The following is an 18,753-nucleotide window of genomic DNA, read 5'->3' as shown; positions in this document are numbered from 1 at the left end:
CGTGCACCCCGAGGAAGGACAGCATCATCATGAAGTGGACGCGCGACGCCCGGCCGCGCCGCATCGTGGTCATCAGCACCGGCGGCACCATAGCCAGCCGGTGGACCGGCAGCGGATACGCCGCGGACGCGTCGGGCGACGACGTCGTCGCGACGGCCGCGGTCCCCGACAACGTGCACGTCGAGGTCGTCGACCTCTTCAACGTGAACAGCTCCCGGATGACCACCGGCCGTCAGCTCACCCTGCTGCGCACCGTCCACGAGACCCTCGCCGACCCGGGCGTCGACGGCATCGTCGTCACCCACGGGACCGACACCCTCGAGGAGTCGGCCTTCTTCCTGGACCTGCACCACTCCGACCCGCGCCCGGTGGTCTTCACCGGCGCCCAGCGCCCCTTCGGCACGGGCGACGGCGACGGTCCCGGCAACCTCTACGACGCCCTCCAGGTCGCGGCCACCGTCCACGGCCTCGGCGTGCTCGTCGTCTTCGACGGCCTCGTCCACGCGGCCCGTGGCACCGTGAAGACCAAGACGCTCGCCTCCGACCCCTTCGCCGACCCGTCCGGCGAGCGGCTCGGCCGCCTCGGCTTCGGCCAGGTCGACGTCGAGCGCGAGCCCGAGCGGTCCGTCCCGCTCCCGCTGCCCGGTGACGGGCGGCCCGTGCCCCGCGTCGACATCGTGATGCACCACTCCGACGCCGACCCGGTCCTCTTCGACGCGTCCCTCGCCGCCGGCGCCCGGGGCATCGTGCTGGTCGGCACCGGCGCCGGCAACGCCACCCCCGAGATGGCCGCGGCCGTGGCCCGCGCCGTCGAGCAGGGTGTCCACGTCGTGCTGTCCACCCGTGTCGCCTCCGGCCCCGTCGCCGAGGTCTACACGGGCGGCGGCGCCGTCGACCTGGCCGCCGCCGGTGCCGTCCTGGCCGGGACCCTGCGTCCCGGGCAGGCCCGGATCGCGCTGCTGGCCGCGCTCCTCGCCGACCACACGTCGCCGGAGCGTCGCACCGCGCTGCTGCGCGACCTCCTCCAGGGCCCGGTGCGACCCGAACCCACCCTGGCCCTCGCCCACTGACCCACCGGCGCTGCGTTCTCCGGGTGCGGGCCCGTTCCGCCCCGCCCGGGGGGAACGACCGCCCACCCCTGGCAGGGCTTCGGCGTGCAGGCCCGTTCCGCCCCGCCCGCGGGACGACCGCCCATCCGTGGCAGGTGGCGCGGACGTCACCCCTGCCCGGCCCCGGCTCGCGGGTCCGCCCCGGGGCCGCTCGCGCCAGGACGTCGTCCACCCCGTGGGGTGCGCTGCGCGTCACGGCGCCCGCCCGCCGCGGGCCCGACCCCAGTCCCGCGCCGCGGGTCCGGGGCCTCCGCGTGGGGTCCGCACCCACGCGTTCCCCCTCGCCCGGAAAGGCCGCTGCCCCGGCCCGGCACCACCACGGCCGCTCCGGGCACCGGACTCCTCCCCGATGCCGGCCTGGTCGTCGTCCCCGAGGGCTCGGGGCCGTCCGTCCGGGGCGGCCCCGGATCCTCCTCCGTCTCCCCTCCCCCCTCCCTCCCCACGCGTAAGGCACCCTCACCGTGATCCCCGCACAACAGAAGAACGTCCGCCGCGAGCACGACCTGCTCGGTGACCGGGACGTCCCCGCCGAGGCGTACTGGGGCGTGCACACCCTGCGCGCCACCGAGAACTTCGCCATCACCGGCACCCCGATCTCCGTCTACCCGCAGCTCATCGAGGCCCTCGCCGCCGTGAAGGAGGCCGCCGCCCTCGCCAATGAGGAGCTCGGCCTGCTGCCCGCGGAGAAGGCCGGCGCGATCGTGGCCGCCTGCCGGGAGATCCGGGGCGGCGCGCTGCACGGCGAGTTCGTCGTGGACGTCGTCCAGGGCGGCGCCGGCACCTCCACCAACATGAACGCCAACGAGGTCGTCGCCAACCGCGCCCTCGAACTCCTCGGCCACGCCAAGGGCGACTACGCGCGGCTCCACCCCAACGAGGACGTCAACCTCGGCCAGTCCACCAACGACGTCTACCCGACCGCCATCCGCATCGCCGCCATCGGCGCCGCCCGTGAGCTGCTGCGTGCGATGGCCGTGCTCCAGGACGCGTTCGCCGAGAAGGCCGTCGAGTTCGGCGCGGTCGTCAAGATGGGGCGCACCCAGCTCCAGGACGCCGTGCCCATGACGCTGGGCCAGGAGTTCTCCACCTACGCCGTGATGCTGGAGGAGGACCGAGGGCGTCTCGCCGAGGCCGTCGAGCTGATCCACGAGATCAACCTCGGTGCCACCGCCATCGGCACCGGTCTCAACGCCGCCCCCGGCTACGCCGAGACCGCCCGCCGCCGGCTCGCGGACATCACGGGCCTGCCGCTGGTCACCTCCGTCAACCTGGTCGAGGCCACCCAGGACTGCGGGGCCTTCGTGCAGCTGTCCGGCGTCCTCAAGCGGATCGCCGTGAAGCTCTCCAAGACCTGCAACGACCTGCGACTGCTCTCGTCCGGTCCGCGCGCCGGCTTCGGCGAGATCAACCTCCCGCCCGTGCAGGCCGGTTCGAGCATCATGCCGGGCAAGGTCAACCCGGTCATCCCCGAGGTCGTCAACCAGGTCGCCTTCGAGGTGATCGGCAACGACATGACGATCACGATGGCGGCCGAGGGCGGCCAGCTCCAGCTCAACGCCTTCGAGCCGGTCATCTTCCACGCCCTGTCGAAGAGCCTGACGTCCCTGAAGGCGGCCTGTCTCACGCTCGCGGAGCGCTGCGTCACCGGCATCACCGCCAACGTCGACACGCTGCGCGCGAGCGTCGAGAACTCCATCGGCCTGGCCACCGCGCTCAACCCGCACCTCGGGTACACGGCGGCCACCGCCATCGCGCAGGAGGCCCTCGCCACCGGCCGCTCGGTCGCCGAACTCACCCTGGAGAAGGGGCTGCTCCCGCCCGAGCGGCTCGCCGAGCTGCTCACGCCCGAGCACCTGACGGGCACGTCGGGCGGTGTGCTGAAGGTCTGATCCGGGTCAGGCCCTCGGCAGCGCGAAGTTGAAGTCCGCGGTGCCGAAGGTCCCGAACAGGCGCAGCCACAGCGGCAGCACCAGTTCGGTGGCCCGGGCCCCCGTCAGGTCGCCGAGGTCGAGGATCCGCTCGTCCGGCCAGCCGAAGGACCGCAGCAGGCCGGTCACGGCGGACTTGGCCTCGGCGTCGTCGCCGCAGACGAAGACGACGTGGTCGCCCGGGACGCGGGAGGGGTCGACCATGACGGTGTTCGTCATGGTGTTGAGCGTCTTCACCACCCGCGCGTCCGGGAACGCGCGCTGGATCTGCTCGGCGAGGCTGCCGCCGTCCGGCGTCAGGACCTTCGGCGGCATGCCCTCCGAGAAGTCCAGCGGGTTCGACACGTCGACGAGGACCTTGCCCTTGAGGTTCTCCGCGCCGGCCGCCTCGAGCGCGGCCAGCGACACCAGACCGCCGGTCGCGTTCACCACCAGCTCGGCGCCGGACGCGGCCGCGGCGAAGGTGCCGTGCGCGGCGCGGTGCTCCGCGGCCCACGCCGTCGCGCCCGCGTGATCCGCGGACCTGGATCCGAGCGTCACCTCGTGGCCGAGCGAGACCAGCTTGCCCGCGAGCCGGCGGCCGACCTCTCCCGTGCCGAGTACCGCGATTCTCATGCGCGTTGCGCTCCTTCGTGACGAGGGGGTCCGGAGGCGACCGTACGCCCTGACGTGCCGTCGAAAGGGCCTACGACTCAAGTTCCTGCACGACAAAGCCGACATTCCTACGAAAGCAGGAAGAATCGAGTCGTGGAGTCGCCCGCATGACCACCGCAGCCACCACCCCCGACGGGCTCGACCACGAGGCAGCCGCCCTGCTCGACAGCGAGGCCTGGCAGGAGATCGTGGCGGCGTGGACCGACGCCCCGCCGGCGGGGGAGGACGAGGCCGACTGGCGGACGCTGCTGTCCGTCCCGGTGGACCGGCTCGTCTCCGACGCGCTCGCCTCGCTCGCCCCCCGCACCGAGGAGCGGGCGCTCCCGGGGCGGATCGGCGCGATGCTGCCGGACCGGCTGCACGTCTGGCGCCGTATCGGGCAGCCCGATGTGCGCCCTTCGGTGCACCTCGCGCACGCCCGGCGCGTCCTGACCGAATGGGGCTGGCAGAACACCCCGTACAGACTCCGCGACGCCCGGGGCGCGCGCTGTGTCTGCGGGGCGATGCTCGCCGCCCACCGCCTCGGCTACGGCAGCGCCGGCACCATGAACGAGGCCGGCGCGTGGATGCTCGAAGAACTCCGCTCGCGCGGCTGGTACCAGCTCATCGGCCCCTGGAACCGGGCCCCGGGCCGGACCGCGGCGGAGGCGCTCGCCCTCGTGGACGCCACCATCCGCCGCGCGGCACGGGCCGACCGCTAAAGGACCCGGCCCCTGCCTAATGCCCGGTCGGCAGCCGGTCGACCAGCGGCGGGAGGTCCGCCGCCGGCAGCGGGGCCGCGGAACGCGGGCCCCGGACGGCCGCCGGTGCACCCCCGCGCAGGGCGCCGTCCACGAAGGCGTAGAGCGCCGGGGTGATCGCCTCCGGCAGGGGCTGCCCCTGCTCGTCGAGGCGCTGGTACTTCATCAGATTGTAGGCGACGGAGACCTGCCGGCGTCCGTCCTCCGTGGCGAGGGACCAGGTGCCCGCGCCGAACACCGCGCCGTCGTGCCCCCAGTACCAGCCGCTCGGCATCCTCAGGGTGTAGAGACCGAGGCCGTAGCGCATCACCAACTCGCCGTCCGGGGTCACGGCCGCCGGGACCGTCGTCTTCATCGCGCGCAGCGCGGCGGGGCCGAGGAGCTTGCCGCCGAGCAGCTTGCGGTAGAAGGCGTCCAGGTCGCTGGTCGTCGACACCAGCGCGCCCGCCGTGCTCGCCCACGACATGTCGTACGCGCTGTAGTCGCGCGGCGGGTCGATGAAGCCGAAGAACGACTCGTACATCCCCGGGTGCGGGCCCTTCAGGGCCGCCGAGGCCGGGAAGTAGGTGTGGCGCAGGCCGGCGCGGCGGATGACGTTGCGGGTGATGTACGCCTCCGCGTCCTGGCCGGTGGCCCGCTCCAGGATCAGCCCCGCGAGGACGAAGTTGGTGTTGGCGTAGCTGAACTCGCCGCGCTGCGCGACCGGCGGGGCGGCGAGGCCGAGGCGCACCAGTTCCTCCGGCTCGATGTGCCGCAGCCGGTTCTCGTCCAGGGTCTTCCCCGGGTCCTGCAGCAGGCCGGGGAAGGCGGGCAGGACGTAGTCGGCGATGCCGCTGGTGTGGTTGAGCAGCATCCGGACCGTCACCTGCTCGCCGCGCTCGCCCGGTACGAGGTCGGGCACGTAGCGGGCGACCGGCGCGTCCAGGTCGATCCGGTGGCGCTCGACCTGCTGGAGGATCGCGACGGCCGTGAAGCTCTTGGTGATGCTGCCGACCCGGTGCTCGAAGTCCGGGGCCATGGGCCGTCCGGTGGCCGGATCGGCGAGGCCGGTGGCGCCCCGCCACTGCTCGGAGCCGTCGCGGACCGCCGCGAACGCTCCGTACATGCCGGCGGTGTGGAAGGCGTCGAGCGAGGCGCGCAGGGCCGCGCGGTCGAGCGCGGGCAGGTGGCGGGCCGCCGTCGGGCCGGCCGGCGCCCCCGCGGCGCCGGCGGCCTGGGCCGGCAGCACGCCCAGGGACAGGGCGAGCAGGGCGGTCGAGAGCACGGCCGTCGTACGGGCCGGTCGGCCGAGGCCTAAGCGGCTGGAGCGTGCGGTGCGCGTCGTGCGCATCAAAGGAGGTCCTCTCCGTGGTCCGGTCCGCGCACCGTCCGTGCGCGGACCGTCCATCCTGGCCGGACCGGCCCGCGTCGCGCGTCCTTCGCCGGAACGATCACGATCATCGGAACGCATGACGTCCGCGGGACTACCCTGGGTGTATGGGCGGCGGTGGTCTGACCGGTCTGTTCCTCTGCGGCGACGTGATGCTCGGCCGGGGAATCGACCAGATCCTTCCCCATCCCCTCGATCCCGCCCTGCCCGAGCGATGGGTGCGGGACGCCCGTGACTACGTGGCCCTCGCCGAAGCCGTCTCCGGACCGGTGCCCCGGGCCGTGGCGCCCGCCTACCCGTGGGGCGAGGCCCTCGAACTGGTCGACGACGCGCGGCCGGACGCCCGCGTGGTCAATCTGGAGACCGCGGTCACCCGCCGGGGCGAGCCCGACCCCGGCAAGGCCGTCCACTACCGCATGGATCCGGCCAACCTGCCCGCGCTCGCCGCCGTACGCCCCGATGTCGTCGTCCTCGCCAACAACCACGTCCTCGACTACGGGCGGGGCGGCCTCGACGACACGCTCGACGCCCTCGGGGCAGCGGGCCTGCGTACCGCGGGCGCCGGGCGCGACGCCGCGGAGGCCCGCCGCCCGGCGACGGTCCCCCTGCCCGGCGGCGGCCGGCTCCTCGTCCACGCTCTCGGCCTGGCGTCCAGCGGGGTGCCGCGCCACTGGGCGGCCACGGCGCGGCGCGGCGGGATCCACTACGCCGCCGGGCCAGGCGACCGGGCCGCCACCCGGCTCACCGCCCGGCTGCGCGAAGGCCGCCGTCCGGGCGACCTCGTCGTGGTCTCGGTGCACTGGGGGTCCAACTGGGGCTACGCGCCCGGACGCGCCGAGGTCTCCCTCGGTCACGCCCTCGTCGACGCGGGGGCGGACATCGTGCACGGGCACTCCTCGCACCATCCGCGGCCCCTGGAGGTGTACCGGGGCAGGCTCGTCCTGCACGGCTGCGGCGACCTCGTCAACGACTACGAGGGGATCACCGGGCAGGAGCGTTACCGCGACGACCTGCGTCTCCTCCACTTCGTCACCGTCCACGACGAGGACGGCAGCCTGGCGGAGGTGCGGCTCGTGCCGCTGCGCAGCCGGCGCCTGCGCCTCGAACGAGCCCCGGAGCAGGACCTGCGGTGGCTCCACGACGTGCTCGGCCGGATCAGCCGCCCCTACGGGATGCGGATCGCCACCGCTCCCGTGGGGGACGACGGCGGGCCGGCCCTGACCGCCCGGCCGGTGTGACGGCCCACCGGGGCCGGCGCGCGCGGACGGGCAGGAAGGCGAGCAGGACATGTACTTCACCGACCGCACCGACGCGGGCAGGCAGCTCGCCGCCCGGCTCGAAGGGCTGAAGGGCCAGGACGTGACCGTTCTCGGGCTGCCCCGCGGGGGAGTGCCCGTCGCCGCCGAGGTCGCCGACGCGCTCGGCGCGCCGCTCGACATCTGTCTCGTAAGGAAGCTGGGCGTGCCCTCTCAGCCCGAGCTGGCGATGGGTGCCATCGGCGAGGGCGGCGTGCGCGTCCTCAACGACGACGTCATCGTCCGGACCGGCGTCTCGGAGCGGGACCTCGCCCGGGTCGAACTCCGCGAACGGGCCGTCCTGGAGGAACGCGCCCGGCGCTACCGCGGCGCCCGTGAGCCCGCCGACATCGGCGGCCGCACCGCGGTCGTCGTGGACGACGGCTTCGCCACCGGGGCCACCGCGCTCGCCGCGTGCCAGGTCGTCCGGGCCCGCGGCGCCGCCCGGATCGTCCTCGCGGTGCCGGTCGCGCCGCAGGGCTGGACGGCGCGGATCGGTGCGTCCGCGGACGAGACGTACTGCGTGCACGACCCCGCGGCCTTCTACGCCATCGGGCAGTTCTACCAGGACTTCTCGCAGACGCCCGACGAGGAGGTCGTCGCCCTGCTGCGACCGCGGCGCGGCGCACGCGGGGAGGACACCGAGGTCCGCATACCGCTCCGGGAACTCGCCGTCGGTGGACGGCTCACCGTGCCCGAGGGGGCCACCGGCGTCGTGCTGTTCGCGCACGGCAGCGGCAGCAGCCGGCACAGCCCGCGCAACCGCGCCGTCGCCGGGACCCTGAACCGCGCGGGACTCGGCACACTGCTCTTCGACCTGCTCACCGAGGACGAGGCCGCCGACCGGGCGAACGTCTTCGACACCCCGCTGCTGGCCGGGCGCCTGGGCCAGGCCGCCGCCTGGCTCGCCGGCCGGCCCGGCACGGACGGGCTGCGCACCGGCTACTTCGGGGCCAGTACGGGAGCGGCGGCCGCGCTGTGGGCCGCGGCGGAACCCGGCAGCGGTGTCGGCGCCCTCGTCTCCCGGGGCGGCCGGCCCGACCTCGCGGACGAGCGTCTGCCCGAGGTCACCGCCCCGACCCTGCTGATCGTCGGCGGTGCGGACGCCCCGGTCCTCGACCTCAACCACCGGGCCGGGCAGCGCCTGCGCTGTGAGCACCGGCTCGTCACCGTCCCCGGCGCCGGCCACCTCTTCGAGGAGCCGGGAGCCCTGGAGGAGGTGGGCACGCTCGCGGCGGCCTGGTTCGCCCAGTGGCTGTGACGACACGGACCGCGGTCACCGGAGCGACGGCGGCGGGAGCCCGGCACCGGAGGCGGACTACGTCTGGGCGCCGCCGACGACGCGGTCCACGGCGGCCTCGATCAGGGCGTTCCGCTCCTCCTCCGAGAACACGCCCGGCAGCGTGAGCTGCTCCGTGATCAGCCAGTTGAAGGCGAGGATCAGCAGCTTGACGGCGGTCGCGTCACCGGGCAGGCCGGAGGCCTCGTGGTACGTGACGTTGGCATCGACGTCGGCGCGCACCCGCTCGGTGAGGACCGCGCGCAGCTCGGGTCGCCGGGTGGCCTCCAGGCGCAGTTCGAGGAGGGCGAGATGGCCCGTGCGGAAGGAGCTGACCCGGCCGACGACCTCCTTCATCAGCTCCTTGTACGTCTCCCGGTCCGGAGGTGCGGCCTGCTGGCGGGAGATCTCCTCCTCGCCGGGCTGCAGACGCTCGTAGACGCGGGCGCCGGCCTGGGTGAGCAGGTCGTCGCGGTTGGCGAAGTAGTTCGACGCGGTGCCGGGCGGCACGGCCGCCTCGGTGTCCACGGCCCGGAAGGTGAGGCCCCGCGCCCCCTCCCGGGCGAGCACCTCGATCGCGGCGTCGACGAGCGCCGCCCTGCGCTCCGGGTTCCTGCGCGCCACCCTCTTCACTCCCGTCCTCGGCCGTCACGAGTACTCCGGGGAGAGTACTACGGGCGCAGTGGAGCGGGGTTTCCGGCGCCGGGTGCGGTCAGGGCCGGGGCCGGCGCCGGTTGCGGCTCGGGGCCGGGGTCGCGCGCATGGTCGGCGTCTTCACCCGGGAGATGTCCGGCGACGCCGCCGTGCACCCTCACGACCGCCCCGCGCACGGCCTCGGCCGAGCCGGCCGGTCACCACTCCGACGCGACCAGCTCGAGCTCGAAACCGTCCGCGTTCTCCAGATAGGCGGCACAGCTCCGTTCCCCGCCCGCGTGCGGATGACGGTCGGGGAACAGCAGCCGCCAGCCGCCGCGCACGGCCTCCTCGACCAGACGGTCCATCTCCGCACGCGTCGCCACATGGAACGCCAGGTGGTTGAGGCCCGGACGCAGCCGGTCGTGCGCGTCCGCGCTCAGTGCCGACGACTCCTCGAACACCAGATACGTGGCCCCCCGCCGCCAGCTCCGGCCCCGCTCCCACTCCTGGAACGGCTCGTGGCCGAGCCCTTCGAGCAGCGGACCGAACGAGGCCGTGGCCCGCCCGATGTCGGGCACCCAGATCTCCACGTGGTGCAGGGCACCGGTGACGGCCTGGCTGGTCATGGGCTCCTCCGGGGTCGCTCGCTCGCGTCGACCCTAACCCGCCGCCCTCACCAGGCCAGATCCTCCAGGGCGTCCAGGTCCGGCACCGGCCCCGCACCGTTGCCGCTCGCCTGGTCCGGGGCGATCGGCAGCTCGGCCCAGATCGTCTTGCCGCGACGCGCGTACCGGGTGCCCCATCGCTGCGCGAACTGCGCCACCAGGAAGAGCCCGCGGCCGCCCTCGTCGGTGTCCGTCGCATGCCGCAGATGCGGCGAGGTGCTGCTGCCGTCCGACACCTCGCAGATCAGCACCCGGTCGTACACGAGCCGCACCCGCACCGGCGGGCGCCCGTAACGGATCGCGTTGGTGATCAGCTCACTGAGCACCAGTTCGGCCGTGAACCCGGCCTCCTCCAGCCCCCACGCCGCGATCCGCGCCGCCGCCGCCGAGCGCACCGGTGAGACGGCGGACGGATCGCTCGGCACCTCCCACTCCGCGATCCGGTCCGGCGGGATCCGGTCGGCGCCCGCCACCAGCAGGGCGATGTCGTCGTTCGGCATCGGCTGCAGCAGCGTCGCGATGACGTCCGCGCAGGCCTGCTCGGGCGACCGGCCCGGACGCGCCAGCGCCTTGCGCAGCAGTTCGAGGCCGGTGTCGAAGTCCCGGTGCCGGTCCTCCAGGAGCCCGTCGGTGAACATCACCAGCTTGCTGCCCGGCTCCAGCTTCAGGCGCGCGGACGCGAACGGGCGGTCGCCGAGGCCGAGGCCCAGCGGCAGCCCGGCCGGCACCGCGGGGAACTCCACGCTCCCGTCCGGGCGGACCAGTGCGGGCCCCGGATGTCCGGCGCTCGCCATCGTGCAGGAACCCGTGGTCGGGTCGTAGATGGCGTAGAGACAGGTGGCGCCCGTGGTGCCCTCGGCCCCGCCGTCCCCACCGCCCCCGCCGTCCCCGGCGCCGCCCGGCTCGTGCTCCTCGCCGAGCCGGTCGATCAACTCGTCCAGGTGGCTCAGGAGCTCGTCCGGCTGCAGGTCGAGCGTCGAGAAGTTCGCCACCGCCGTCCGCAGCCGGCCCATGGTCGCCGCCGCGTGCAGCCCGTGCCCCACCACGTCCCCGACGACCAGCGCCACCCGTGCCCCCGGCAGCGGGATCACGTCGAACCAGTCGCCGCCGACCCCCGCCTTCGCCGGCAGATAGCGGAACGCGACCTGCATCGCGCTCTGTTCCGGCAGCACCCGGGGCAGCAGGCTGCGCTGCAGCGCCACCGCCATCGAGTGCTCCCGGGTGAAGCGCCGCGCGTTGTCGATCGCCAGCGCGGCACGCGCCGCCAGCTCCTCCGCGAAGGACAGGTCCTCCTCGCCGAACGGCTCCGGGGTCTCCCGGCCGCGCCAGAAGTTCGCCATGCCGAGCACCACGCCGCGGGCCAGCAGCGGCACCGTGAGCAGCGAGTGCAGCCCGTACGCGAGTGCCTGCGCCGCTCCCTCGGGGTCCTGCGCCCGCCAGCCGTCCGCCGCCGCCAGATCCGCCTGGAGCACCGCGCGCCCCTCGTCCAGTGCCGAGGCCATCGGCGTGCTCGGCACCACGAACCGGATCAGATCGCCCACCGGCTGCAGGGGCGTCTCCTGCTTCACCCCGCTGAGGGCCGTCCGCCGCATCTCCGTGAACGCGCCCGAGGGTTCGTCGCCGCGCACCACCGGATCGAGCAGCTCCACGGTCACGACGTCGGCGAACCGCGGCACGGCGACCTCCGACAGCTCCTCCGCCGTCCGTACGACGTCCAGCGTCGTGCCGATCCGCGTGCCCGCCTCGTACAGCAGCCGCAGCCTGCCCCGGGCCACCTCGGCCCTGCCGGTCAGCGCGGCCAGCTCGGTCGTGTCGCGCATGGTCATCACGCAGCCGCCGTCGGCGGCGCCGTCGCCCGTCGCCCGCACGTTCAGCGCGAGCAGCCGGTCGCCGGCCGGGTGCACCTCGTCCGTCGCGGCCCGCCCGGACAGCAGCAGGGCGGCCGTGCGCGGCTCCAGCCCGAGCTCGCGCACATGCCGTTGCTCCGCGTCCTCGGGCAGCTTGAGCAGTCGCCGTGCCTCGTCGTTGGCGAGCAGCAGACGTCCGTCACCCCCGATGATCACCACGCCCTCCTTGACCGAGTGGAGGACGGCCTCGTGGTGCTCCTTGAGGCGGGTCATCTCGGCCGGGCCCAGACCGTGGGTCTGGCGCCGCAGCCTGCCGCTCACCAGCGCGGCGCCGCCCACGGCGATCGCGAGCCCTATCCCCGCCGCGCCGAGGAGCAGCGGCAGCCGGCCCTGCACGGCGTGTCCGACGGTCGCCACTTCGACGCCGCTGGACACCATGCCGATGACGGCCCCCTTCTCGTCCCGGACCGGAACGACCGCCCGTACGGCGTCGTTCGGCGCCCCGTGGAAGATCTCGGTGAACGACTCGCCGGCCCGGGCCCGGGCGATGTCGCCCTGGGCCCGCTGGCCGATCAGCGAGGGGTCGGAGTCCGTGTAGCGGGCCCCGTCCGGCGCGAGCACCGCGACGAAGTCGACCCCGGAGCGCCGGCGCGCCGCCTCGGCCTTGGACTGCAGCACCGAGGACGGATCGGGGGAACGCAGGGCCTCCTCGATCCCCGGCGCGTGGGCGAGGGTCTCGGCGACGGCCAGGGAGCGGTTGCGGGCGTCCCGCTCACTGTCGTACTGGCCCTGCAGCACGAGGGCGAGCGCGGCGGCGGCCACGATCAGCAGCGCGATGACCGCCTGCAGGGCGAAGACCTGGCTCGCGACGCTCCGTAGTCCGGTGGGCCGCCCGTGGGTGCCACCGGGGGACCCGTCCGCGCCTCGCGTCACGGTGCGCTCCTTCCCGCCCTGCTAGCCGGGGCTTCCTTCCATGCTGCCCCCGTCGCCACCGGCAGGGGAAACGGGAGGCCGCCACGGAGCGCGACCGACGTGCTCAGCCGGCCGGAGCGGCCGCGCGCGCGAGGCGCGCGAGCGTGGTGCGCATCCCGTGCCGGTTCACGGCGATCCGCCGCTCCGGGGAGGTGCCCGCGAAGACCGTACCGAGCAGGTCGGCGAAGCCCGAGCCTGTTCCCGTACGCAGATCCTGCCAGGTCTCCGTCACCCGCGTCCCCGTCCCCTCGTCCTCGAAGCGGTATCCCCAGCGTGCGATCGGCAGCCCGAGGACGCCCACGTCGAAGACGAACTCCTCGCCCGGGCGGGCCGCCGTGATCCGGCCGGTGGTGAACCAGACGAACGGGCCGCGCCGGTTGAGCCCGACGAAGCGGCTCCCGGCCCGCACCGGCGCCCGCCCCGTGAGGACCCGACGGCACTCGGGACTCCAGCGCCCCATGTTCCGCAGGTCCGACACCAGGCCGTACAAGGTGCCGCGATCCGCCTCCACCAGTACCGATTCCTCGAGATTCCGCTGCCGTGCCATGCCCGCTCCCCTCGGTCCACTGTGTTACCCGCGGGTACGGTAGCGGACTGAGGGCCTGTGCGGGCGCGGTCCCGGCAGCTACGGTGGACGGAAGATCGTTTCGTTGCAGGGACAGCCCGGACCCCCGGTCCGGCACGCCGGAAGGAAGAAGGCAGCATGTCGGTACCCACCGGCCTCCCCGAGCCGGAGGTCCTCGTCCACACGGCGGGACGCGCCGGCTTCCTCACCCTGAACCGGCCCCGGGCCATCAACGCCCTCACCCACGGCATGGTGCGCCGGATCGACGAGGCGCTGACCGCGTGGGAGCACGACCCGGCCGTCACGACCGTCGTCCTCCGCGGCGCGGGGGAGAGGGGTCTGTGCGCGGGAGGCGACATCCGCGCCATCCACGACGACGCCCGCGCCGGCGGCACCGCGTCCGTGGAGTTCTGGCGCGACGAGTACCGGCTCAACGCCCGTATCGCCCGGTATCCCAAGCCCTACGTGGCCTTCATGGACGGCATCGTGATGGGCGGCGGCGTCGGCGTCTCCGGACACGGCTCCGTCCGCATCGTCACCGAGCGCTCGCGCGTCGCCATGCCCGAGACCGGCATCGGCTTCGTCCCCGACGTCGGCGGCACCCACCTGCTGAGCCGCGCCCCCGGCGAACTCGGCACCCACCTCGCCCTCACCGGCACGCCGGCCGCGGCGGCCGACGCGATCCTCGCCGGCCTCGCGGACCACTTCGTCCCCGCCGCCGACCTGCCCGCGCTCGCCGCCGCCCTCACCACCGAGCCGGCCGCCGACGCGGTCGCCCGATTCGCCCGGCCGGCGCCCGACGGCGCACTCGCCGCGCGGCGCGCCTGGATCGACGCCTGCTACGCGGCAGACACGGTCGAGGACATCGTGGACCGTCTCACCGACTCCGGCGTGCCCGAGGCCAAGGAGACCGCGACCGTCCTGCTCACCCGCTCGCCCACCGCCCTCAAGGCCGCCCTCGCCGCGGTGCGCCGCGCCCGGGCCCTGGACTCGCTCGAAGAGACGCTGAACATGGAGTTCCGCCTCTCCTGCGCGGCCCTCGCCTCCTCGGATCTGGTCGAGGGCATCCGCGCCCAGGTCGTCGACAAGGACCGGAACCCGCGCTGGACCCCGCCGACCCTCGCCCAGGTGACGGAGCAGGCCACCGAGAGCTGGTTCGCCCCGCGCCCCGCCGGCGAGCTGGGGCTCACCCCTCCCGGCCGCCCGGCGGAGTGATCCCGGCCGCCGCGAGCGCGGCCCGCGGGTCGTACTCGGCGATCTCCCGCCCCGGACCCGCAGGCGGGAAGCGGCCGCCGTTCGGCAGCCGCCGGGTCCCCGGGCTGGACGTCTCCGGGACGGACGCCCCGGGCACGGCCGGGCGAGTGCCGGACGCGGCGGCCGACACACAGCCGGGAGCCCCGGACCGAGAAGGTCAGGCCGGGTCGTCCGCCGTTGCCTCGTCGAGCGTGAACAGGCCGCCCTGCGGATCGCGCACCGTCACCCGCCGGCCCGCCACGGCGCGCCAGCCGTGGTCCGCCTCGGGCACCAGCGCGCCGCCCAGGGACAGCACCGCGGCGGTCGCCCGCTCCAGGTCGGGCACCCGGAAGTGGATCAGCCAGCGGGGGCGCAGCTGCGGCTGCGTCGAGGCGGCCTCGGCGGGGCCGCTGTTCAGCCGCGCGACGGCCTCCCCCTGGCTGCGCAGGACCACCTGCTCGTCCTCGTAGGCGACCTCGATGCGTTCCGTGCCCCCGTCGACCCACTGCAGCACGCCCCCGTAGAAGAACGCGGCGTCGAACGCGTTGCGGGTGTGCAGCTCCAGCCAGGCGGGGGCGTGGTGCTCGCCGAGCCGCCAGCGGGAGGAGATGCGGCCTTCCCAGATCCCGAATGCGGCGCCCTCCAGGTCGGTGGCGAGCGCCGCCCGGCCGCGCGGCGGGAAGGGCACCGGACCCACGCCGACCGTCCCGCCGCGTTCCCGGATGCGCGCGACCGCCGCGTCCGCGTCGGCCACCGCGAAGTACACCGTCCAGGCGACCGGTACGCCCATCCGGACGACCACCTCGCCGATCCCGGCCACCGGAACCCCGTCCCGCTCGCCGATGGAGAAGCCGTCACCCAGGGGGCCGCGCCGGAAGGTCCAGCCGAGCACGGCCCCGTAGAACTCCTCCGCCGCGTCGAGATCGCGCGCCGCCAGATTCATCCAGCAGGGCGCTCCCGGCTCATCCGCGGTCAACGGCACCCGGCTCACCTCACTCCCGTTCGGCCTCGCCCCCGGTTCTGCCCCCAGGACACCCTCACCCGGACGACCCGGCGGCGCCACTCGTCACGCCCGTGACCTCCGGAGCATCTGGTCGGGGCGGCTCTCCCGCCGTGATCCCACCGGCCCCGTGTGTGCGCGGGCGCAAGAGAAGGGGGTGCCGACAGCGCCTTGGAACCGCCCGACGCATGATGTGCGCATGCTGTTGACGTTCGAACCCGTTCTGGACCGCATCGCCGAGGAGATCGCCGACCTCGTCGAACGCGGCCGGCCCGCCGATTACATCCCCGCGCTCGCCACCGCCGATCCCCGGCGCTTCGGGATGGCCGTCGCCGAGCTCGACGGCACGGTGTACGGGGTGGGGGACTGGCAGCAGCCCTTCTCCACCCAGTCGGTCACCAAGGTGTTCAGCCTGGCCCTGGCCCTCGCCCGCAAGGGCGAACCGCTGTGGGACCACGTCGGCCGCGAACCCTCCGGCAACCCGTTCAACTCGCTCGTCCAGCTGGAGTACGAGAACGGGATCCCGCGCAACCCCTTCATCAACGCCGGCGCCCTCGTCGTCACCGACCAGCTGCACCGCATCACCGGCGACGCCTCCGGAGTCCTTCTCGACTTCCTGCGTGCCGAGAGCGGCAACCCGGATCTCGACTTCGACCGTGACGTCGCCGCCTCCGAGACGGCGCACGGCGACCGCAACGCGGCCCTCGCCCACTTCATGGCGAGCTACGACAACATCGTCAACCCCGTACCCACCCTGCTGCGCGAGTACTTCCGGCAGTGCTCCGTCGAGGCCTCCTGCGCCGACCTCGCCCTCGCCACCGGCTTCCTCGCCCGGCACGGCATCCGCGCCGACGGCTCCCGGCTGCTCACCCGCAGCCAGGCCAAGCAGGTCAACGCGGTCATGCTCACCTGCGGCACGTACGACGCCGCCGGCGACTTCGCCTACCGGGTGGGACTGCCCGGCAAGAGCGGGGTGGGCGGCGGCATCATCGCCGTCGTCCCGGGCCGCTGCACGCTGTGCGTGTGGAGCCCAGGTCTGGACGAGCGCGGGAACTCGGTCGCGGGCGTCGCCGCCCTCGACCGCTTCACCACGATCACGGGCCTGTCCGTCTTCTGACCGGCGGGCCCGGATGCCTGCACGCCTCCCGAGCCCCGCGTCCCGCAAGCCCGGCTGTCGCGCGAGCCCGCCCGTCGTGCACGTACCGACCCGCCGGACCGGATCCGTCAGCCCGCCGGGTCGAAGGCCAGGACGTACGCCCCCCGCAGCTCCTCGCCGTCCGGGAGGTGCCAGCCGGTGACCACGTGACCCCGCGGTCCCGTGGCCTTCGCGTCGAGCACCCGGGCCAGCCGCAGCAGCGGCGCGCCCGCGCCGAGCCGCAGGTCGGTGCCGTGCGCCCCGTCCTCCACGACCGCCGCGGTCGCCGCGTCCCACGTGCCCGGCCCGTCGGAACGCGCCTCGACCGCCGGGTCCGGGGTGTCCGACACGCTCTGTGCCTGCGGCACCGCCCGGCCTTCGAGCAGTGCCGTCAACTGGGTCACCAGCACCGGGTCGTGGGCCCCGTCGTAGAGCCATCGGGTGCCGAGCACCCCGTGCTCCGAGGTGCCGATCAGGGCGTGCTCGGCGCCCTCCAGCGGCGCCGCGCGGTAGGTCATCGGCACCAGGTAGGCGTGGACCTCGTCACCGGAGGAGTCCGCGACCGCCATGAACTCGATGCCCACCTCCCCCTCCGGGTCGTCGAGCCGGAAACCGCCCGCCTTGGCGAGCTCGGGCACGGCCCGCGCACCGCCCCGGTACCAGGGGCGCGTCGGCAGCCAGGCCGCCAGCAGCTCCAGCTTGGTCGGCGTCATGGTGGTCCTGTGGATCTCGGCCATGTCTCCTGCACTCCTCCGTGACGACGCGGTTCCCGGTCGGCGGACCGCCCGGGAACCGTACCTCCCCCGGACGGACCGTCAGGCGTCCGCCCCGGGGGCGTGCAGCTCGCCCGACCGGGCCACCCGGGCGTACCAGCGGGCGCTCGACTTCGGCGTGCGGCGCAGCGTGTCGTAGTCGACGTGCACGGCACCGAACCGCTTCGCGTAGCCGTACGCCCACTCGAAGTTGTCCAGCAGCGACCACAGGAAGTAGCCGTGCAGCAAGGCCCCTTCCTCCACGGCCCGGTGGGCCGCCTCCAGGTGCGCGTGGACGTAGGCGGCCCGCTCGGGATCGTGCACCGAACCGTCGGCGCCGACCTCGTCCTCGTACGCCGCGCCGTTCTCGCTGACCACCAGCGGGAGGCCGGGGTACCGCGCCGAGACCCGGGTCAGCAGGTCCGTGAGGCCCGACGGGTCCACCGGCCAGCCCATCGCCGTGCGCGGTCCGTCCGCCTGGTGGAAGGCGACGTCGTCGGCACCGGGCCAGGGGGAGAACGCGCTGTTGCCGTGGCCGTCGTCCTGCGGCTTCTCCTCGCCCTCCGTGACCCGCGAGACGACCGTGGGCGTGTAGTAGTTGATGCCCAGCCAGTCCAGCGGCTGTCCGGCCGTCGCCTCGTCCCCGGGCCGTACGAAGCTCCAGTCGGTCAGGTGCGCGGTGTCCGCGAACAGTTCCTGCGGATAGCGCCCGTCCAGCATCGGCCCCAGCCACACCTCGTTGCCGACCGTGTCGATCCGCCGGGCGGCCTCCCGGTCCTCCGCCGAGCCGGTCAGCGGCCGCACCTCGTGCAGATTCAGCGACACCGCCAGCTTCGCCCCGGCCGGCAGCGTCGACCGCAGTGCCTGCACGGCGAGCCCGTGGCCGAGGTTGAGGTGGTGCGCGGCGCGCAGCGCGGCCACCGGGTCGGTGCGGCCGGGGGCGTGCACCCCGGAGCCGTACCCCAGGAAGGCGCTGCACCAGGGCTCGTTGAGGGTGGTCCACCGGCTCACCCGGTCGCCCAGGGCGTCGGCGACCAGCCCCGCGTACGCGGCGAAACGCTCCGCCGTCGCGCGCTCCGGCCAGCCGCCCGCGTCCTCCAGCTCCTGCGGCAGGTCCCAGTGGTACAGCGTGAGGGCCGGTTCGATGCCGGCCTCCAGGAGTTCGTCGACGAGGCGCCGGTAGAAGTCCAGGCCCTGCTGCACGGCCGGACCCCGGCCGGTCGGCTGCACCCGGGACCAGGACACCGAGAACCGGTAGGCGTTCAGGCCGAGTTCGGACATCAGCCGGACGTCCTCGCGGAAACGGTGGTAGTGGTCGACGGCGATGTCGCCCGTGTGGCCCTGGAACACCTTGCCCGGGGTGTGCGAGAAGGTGTCCCAGATGGACGGTGTGCGCCCGTCCTCCGCCGCCGCCCCCTCGATCTGGTACGCGGCGGTGGCCGCGCCCCACAGGAAGCCGGACGGAAAGCGGCGGACGGCGGTGAGCGGCCGGGTTTCGGACGCGGTCATGAGAGAGCGCTCCCAACGCAGAGACGGGTGGATGACGAGGAGGGAAGGGCGTGCCGGAGCGGTGG

At 74.4% G+C, this 18,753-nt stretch carries 16 protein-coding genes; 7 read left to right on the top strand and 9 right to left on the bottom strand.

Annotated elements, in window-relative coordinates:
- Positions 1-29: 29 nt before the first annotated feature.
- Positions 30-1,070, top strand: a complete 1,041-nt coding sequence (locus tag ACGF1Z_RS12950) for an asparaginase (protein ID WP_393003048.1) — start codon at positions 30-32, stop codon at positions 1,068-1,070.
- 500 nt (positions 1,071-1,570) lie between these two features.
- Positions 1,571-2,998, top strand: a complete 1,428-nt coding sequence (locus tag ACGF1Z_RS12945; RefSeq protein ID WP_393003046.1) for an aspartate ammonia-lyase — start codon at positions 1,571-1,573, stop codon at positions 2,996-2,998.
- 6 nt (positions 2,999-3,004) lie between these two features.
- Here the strand turns inward: ACGF1Z_RS12945 and ACGF1Z_RS12940 are convergent, their stop codons facing one another.
- Positions 3,005-3,652 carry an NADPH-dependent F420 reductase gene (locus tag ACGF1Z_RS12940; protein ID WP_393003044.1) on the bottom strand — a complete coding sequence of 216 codons (648 nt, stop codon included), beginning with the start codon at positions 3,650-3,652 and terminating at the stop codon, positions 3,005-3,007.
- A gap of 146 nt (positions 3,653-3,798) precedes the next feature.
- Between ACGF1Z_RS12940 and ACGF1Z_RS12935 the strand changes: the two genes are divergently transcribed.
- On the top strand, positions 3,799-4,392 hold the full coding sequence (locus tag ACGF1Z_RS12935) for a hypothetical protein (RefSeq protein ID WP_393003042.1): 594 nt from the start codon (positions 3,799-3,801) through the stop codon (positions 4,390-4,392).
- Positions 4,393-4,408: 16 nt separating this feature from the next.
- Here ACGF1Z_RS12935 and ACGF1Z_RS12930 read toward each other — a convergent pair whose 3' ends face one another.
- Positions 4,409-5,761, bottom strand: a complete 1,353-nt coding sequence (locus tag ACGF1Z_RS12930) for a serine hydrolase domain-containing protein (RefSeq protein ID WP_393003040.1) — start codon at positions 5,759-5,761, stop codon at positions 4,409-4,411.
- Positions 5,762-5,907: 146 nt separating this feature from the next.
- Here ACGF1Z_RS12930 and ACGF1Z_RS12925 point away from each other — a divergent pair, with 146 nt between their 5' ends.
- Both ACGF1Z_RS12925 and ACGF1Z_RS12920 read left to right on the top strand, forming a co-directional pair.
- Positions 5,908-7,038 (top strand): CapA family protein, encoded by a 1,131-nt coding sequence (locus ACGF1Z_RS12925; protein ID WP_393003038.1) that lies wholly within the window; start codon positions 5,908-5,910, stop codon positions 7,036-7,038.
- 49 nt (positions 7,039-7,087) lie between these two features.
- Positions 7,088-8,356, top strand: a complete 1,269-nt coding sequence (locus ACGF1Z_RS12920; RefSeq protein WP_393003036.1) for a phosphoribosyltransferase family protein — start codon at positions 7,088-7,090, stop codon at positions 8,354-8,356.
- Between the two features lie 57 nt (positions 8,357-8,413).
- Here ACGF1Z_RS12920 and ACGF1Z_RS12915 read toward each other — a convergent pair whose 3' ends face one another.
- The 4 genes from ACGF1Z_RS12915 to ACGF1Z_RS12900 all read right to left on the bottom strand — a co-directional run bounded on the left by ACGF1Z_RS12915 (position 8,414) and on the right by ACGF1Z_RS12900 (position 13,041).
- On the bottom strand, positions 8,414-8,998 hold the full coding sequence (locus ACGF1Z_RS12915) for a TetR/AcrR family transcriptional regulator (RefSeq protein ID WP_393003034.1): 585 nt from the start codon (positions 8,996-8,998) through the stop codon (positions 8,414-8,416).
- A 227-nt stretch (positions 8,999-9,225) separates the two neighbouring features.
- Complete coding sequence (locus tag ACGF1Z_RS12910) at positions 9,226-9,636, bottom strand: VOC family protein (protein WP_393003032.1); 411 nt, start codon at positions 9,634-9,636, stop codon at positions 9,226-9,228.
- Between the two features lie 47 nt (positions 9,637-9,683).
- Positions 9,684-12,455, bottom strand: a complete 2,772-nt coding sequence (locus ACGF1Z_RS12905) for a SpoIIE family protein phosphatase (RefSeq protein WP_393003030.1) — start codon at positions 12,453-12,455, stop codon at positions 9,684-9,686.
- A 103-nt stretch (positions 12,456-12,558) separates the two neighbouring features.
- Positions 12,559-13,041, bottom strand: coding sequence for an SRPBCC family protein (locus tag ACGF1Z_RS12900; protein ID WP_393003028.1), 483 nt, complete (start codon positions 13,039-13,041; stop codon positions 12,559-12,561).
- 156 nt (positions 13,042-13,197) lie between these two features.
- On the opposite strand from ACGF1Z_RS12900, the gene ACGF1Z_RS12895 reads away from it, so the two are divergent.
- Positions 13,198-14,274 carry an enoyl-CoA hydratase/isomerase family protein gene (locus ACGF1Z_RS12895; RefSeq protein WP_393003026.1) on the top strand — a complete coding sequence of 359 codons (1,077 nt, stop codon included), beginning with the start codon at positions 13,198-13,200 and terminating at the stop codon, positions 14,272-14,274.
- Positions 14,275-14,470: 196 nt separating this feature from the next.
- On the opposite strand, the gene ACGF1Z_RS12890 is transcribed toward ACGF1Z_RS12895, so the two are convergent.
- The gene (locus tag ACGF1Z_RS12890) at positions 14,471-15,235 is read right to left on the bottom strand and encodes a VOC family protein (RefSeq protein WP_393003024.1); all 765 of its coding nucleotides are present in this window, start codon (positions 15,233-15,235) and stop codon (positions 14,471-14,473) included.
- A gap of 256 nt (positions 15,236-15,491) precedes the next feature.
- Between ACGF1Z_RS12890 and ACGF1Z_RS12885 the strand changes: the two genes are divergently transcribed.
- A complete protein-coding gene (locus ACGF1Z_RS12885) occupies positions 15,492-16,409 on the top strand; it encodes a glutaminase (RefSeq protein ID WP_393003022.1) in 918 nt (305 codons plus the stop codon).
- Positions 16,410-16,516: 107 nt separating this feature from the next.
- Here the strand turns inward: ACGF1Z_RS12885 and ACGF1Z_RS12880 are convergent, their stop codons facing one another.
- Both ACGF1Z_RS12880 and ACGF1Z_RS12875 read right to left on the bottom strand, forming a co-directional pair.
- Complete coding sequence (locus ACGF1Z_RS12880; RefSeq protein ID WP_393003020.1) at positions 16,517-17,164, bottom strand: 1,4-alpha-glucan branching protein; 648 nt, start codon at positions 17,162-17,164, stop codon at positions 16,517-16,519.
- Positions 17,165-17,242: 78 nt separating this feature from the next.
- Positions 17,243-18,688, bottom strand: a complete 1,446-nt coding sequence (locus ACGF1Z_RS12875) for a GH1 family beta-glucosidase (RefSeq protein WP_393003018.1) — start codon at positions 18,686-18,688, stop codon at positions 17,243-17,245.
- Positions 18,689-18,753 lie beyond the last annotated feature (65 nt).

The organism is Streptomyces sp. NPDC048018, from assembly GCF_043202995.1.
In the GTDB taxonomy this organism is placed as follows: domain Bacteria; phylum Actinomycetota; class Actinomycetes; order Streptomycetales; family Streptomycetaceae; genus Streptomyces.
This window is presented reverse-complemented; position numbering and strand designations above follow the sequence as displayed.

Coding starts and splice junctions, on each gene's coding strand:
- ACGF1Z_RS12950 (WP_393003048.1), top strand. CDS start 30: ATGAAGTGGACGCGCGACGCCCGGCCGCGCCGCATCGTGGTCATCAGC.
- ACGF1Z_RS12940 (WP_393003044.1), bottom strand. CDS start 3,652: ATGAGAATCGCGGTACTCGGCACGGGAGAGGTCGGCCGCCGGCTCGCG.
- ACGF1Z_RS12935 (WP_393003042.1), top strand. CDS start 3,799: ATGACCACCGCAGCCACCACCCCCGACGGGCTCGACCACGAGGCAGCC.
- ACGF1Z_RS12930 (WP_393003040.1), bottom strand. CDS start 5,761: ATGCGCACGACGCGCACCGCACGCTCCAGCCGCTTAGGCCTCGGCCGA.
- ACGF1Z_RS12925 (WP_393003038.1), top strand. CDS start 5,908: ATGGGCGGCGGTGGTCTGACCGGTCTGTTCCTCTGCGGCGACGTGATG.
- ACGF1Z_RS12920 (WP_393003036.1), top strand. CDS start 7,088: ATGTACTTCACCGACCGCACCGACGCGGGCAGGCAGCTCGCCGCCCGG.
- ACGF1Z_RS12910 (WP_393003032.1), bottom strand. CDS start 9,636: ATGACCAGCCAGGCCGTCACCGGTGCCCTGCACCACGTGGAGATCTGG.
- ACGF1Z_RS12900 (WP_393003028.1), bottom strand. CDS start 13,041: ATGGCACGGCAGCGGAATCTCGAGGAATCGGTACTGGTGGAGGCGGAT.
- ACGF1Z_RS12895 (WP_393003026.1), top strand. CDS start 13,198: ATGTCGGTACCCACCGGCCTCCCCGAGCCGGAGGTCCTCGTCCACACG.
- ACGF1Z_RS12890 (WP_393003024.1), bottom strand. CDS start 15,235: ATGAATCTGGCGGCGCGCGATCTCGACGCGGCGGAGGAGTTCTACGGG.
- ACGF1Z_RS12885 (WP_393003022.1), top strand. CDS start 15,492: ATGCTGTTGACGTTCGAACCCGTTCTGGACCGCATCGCCGAGGAGATC.
- ACGF1Z_RS12880 (WP_393003020.1), bottom strand. CDS start 17,164: ATGGCCGAGATCCACAGGACCACCATGACGCCGACCAAGCTGGAGCTG.
- ACGF1Z_RS12875 (WP_393003018.1), bottom strand. CDS start 18,688: ATGACCGCGTCCGAAACCCGGCCGCTCACCGCCGTCCGCCGCTTTCCG.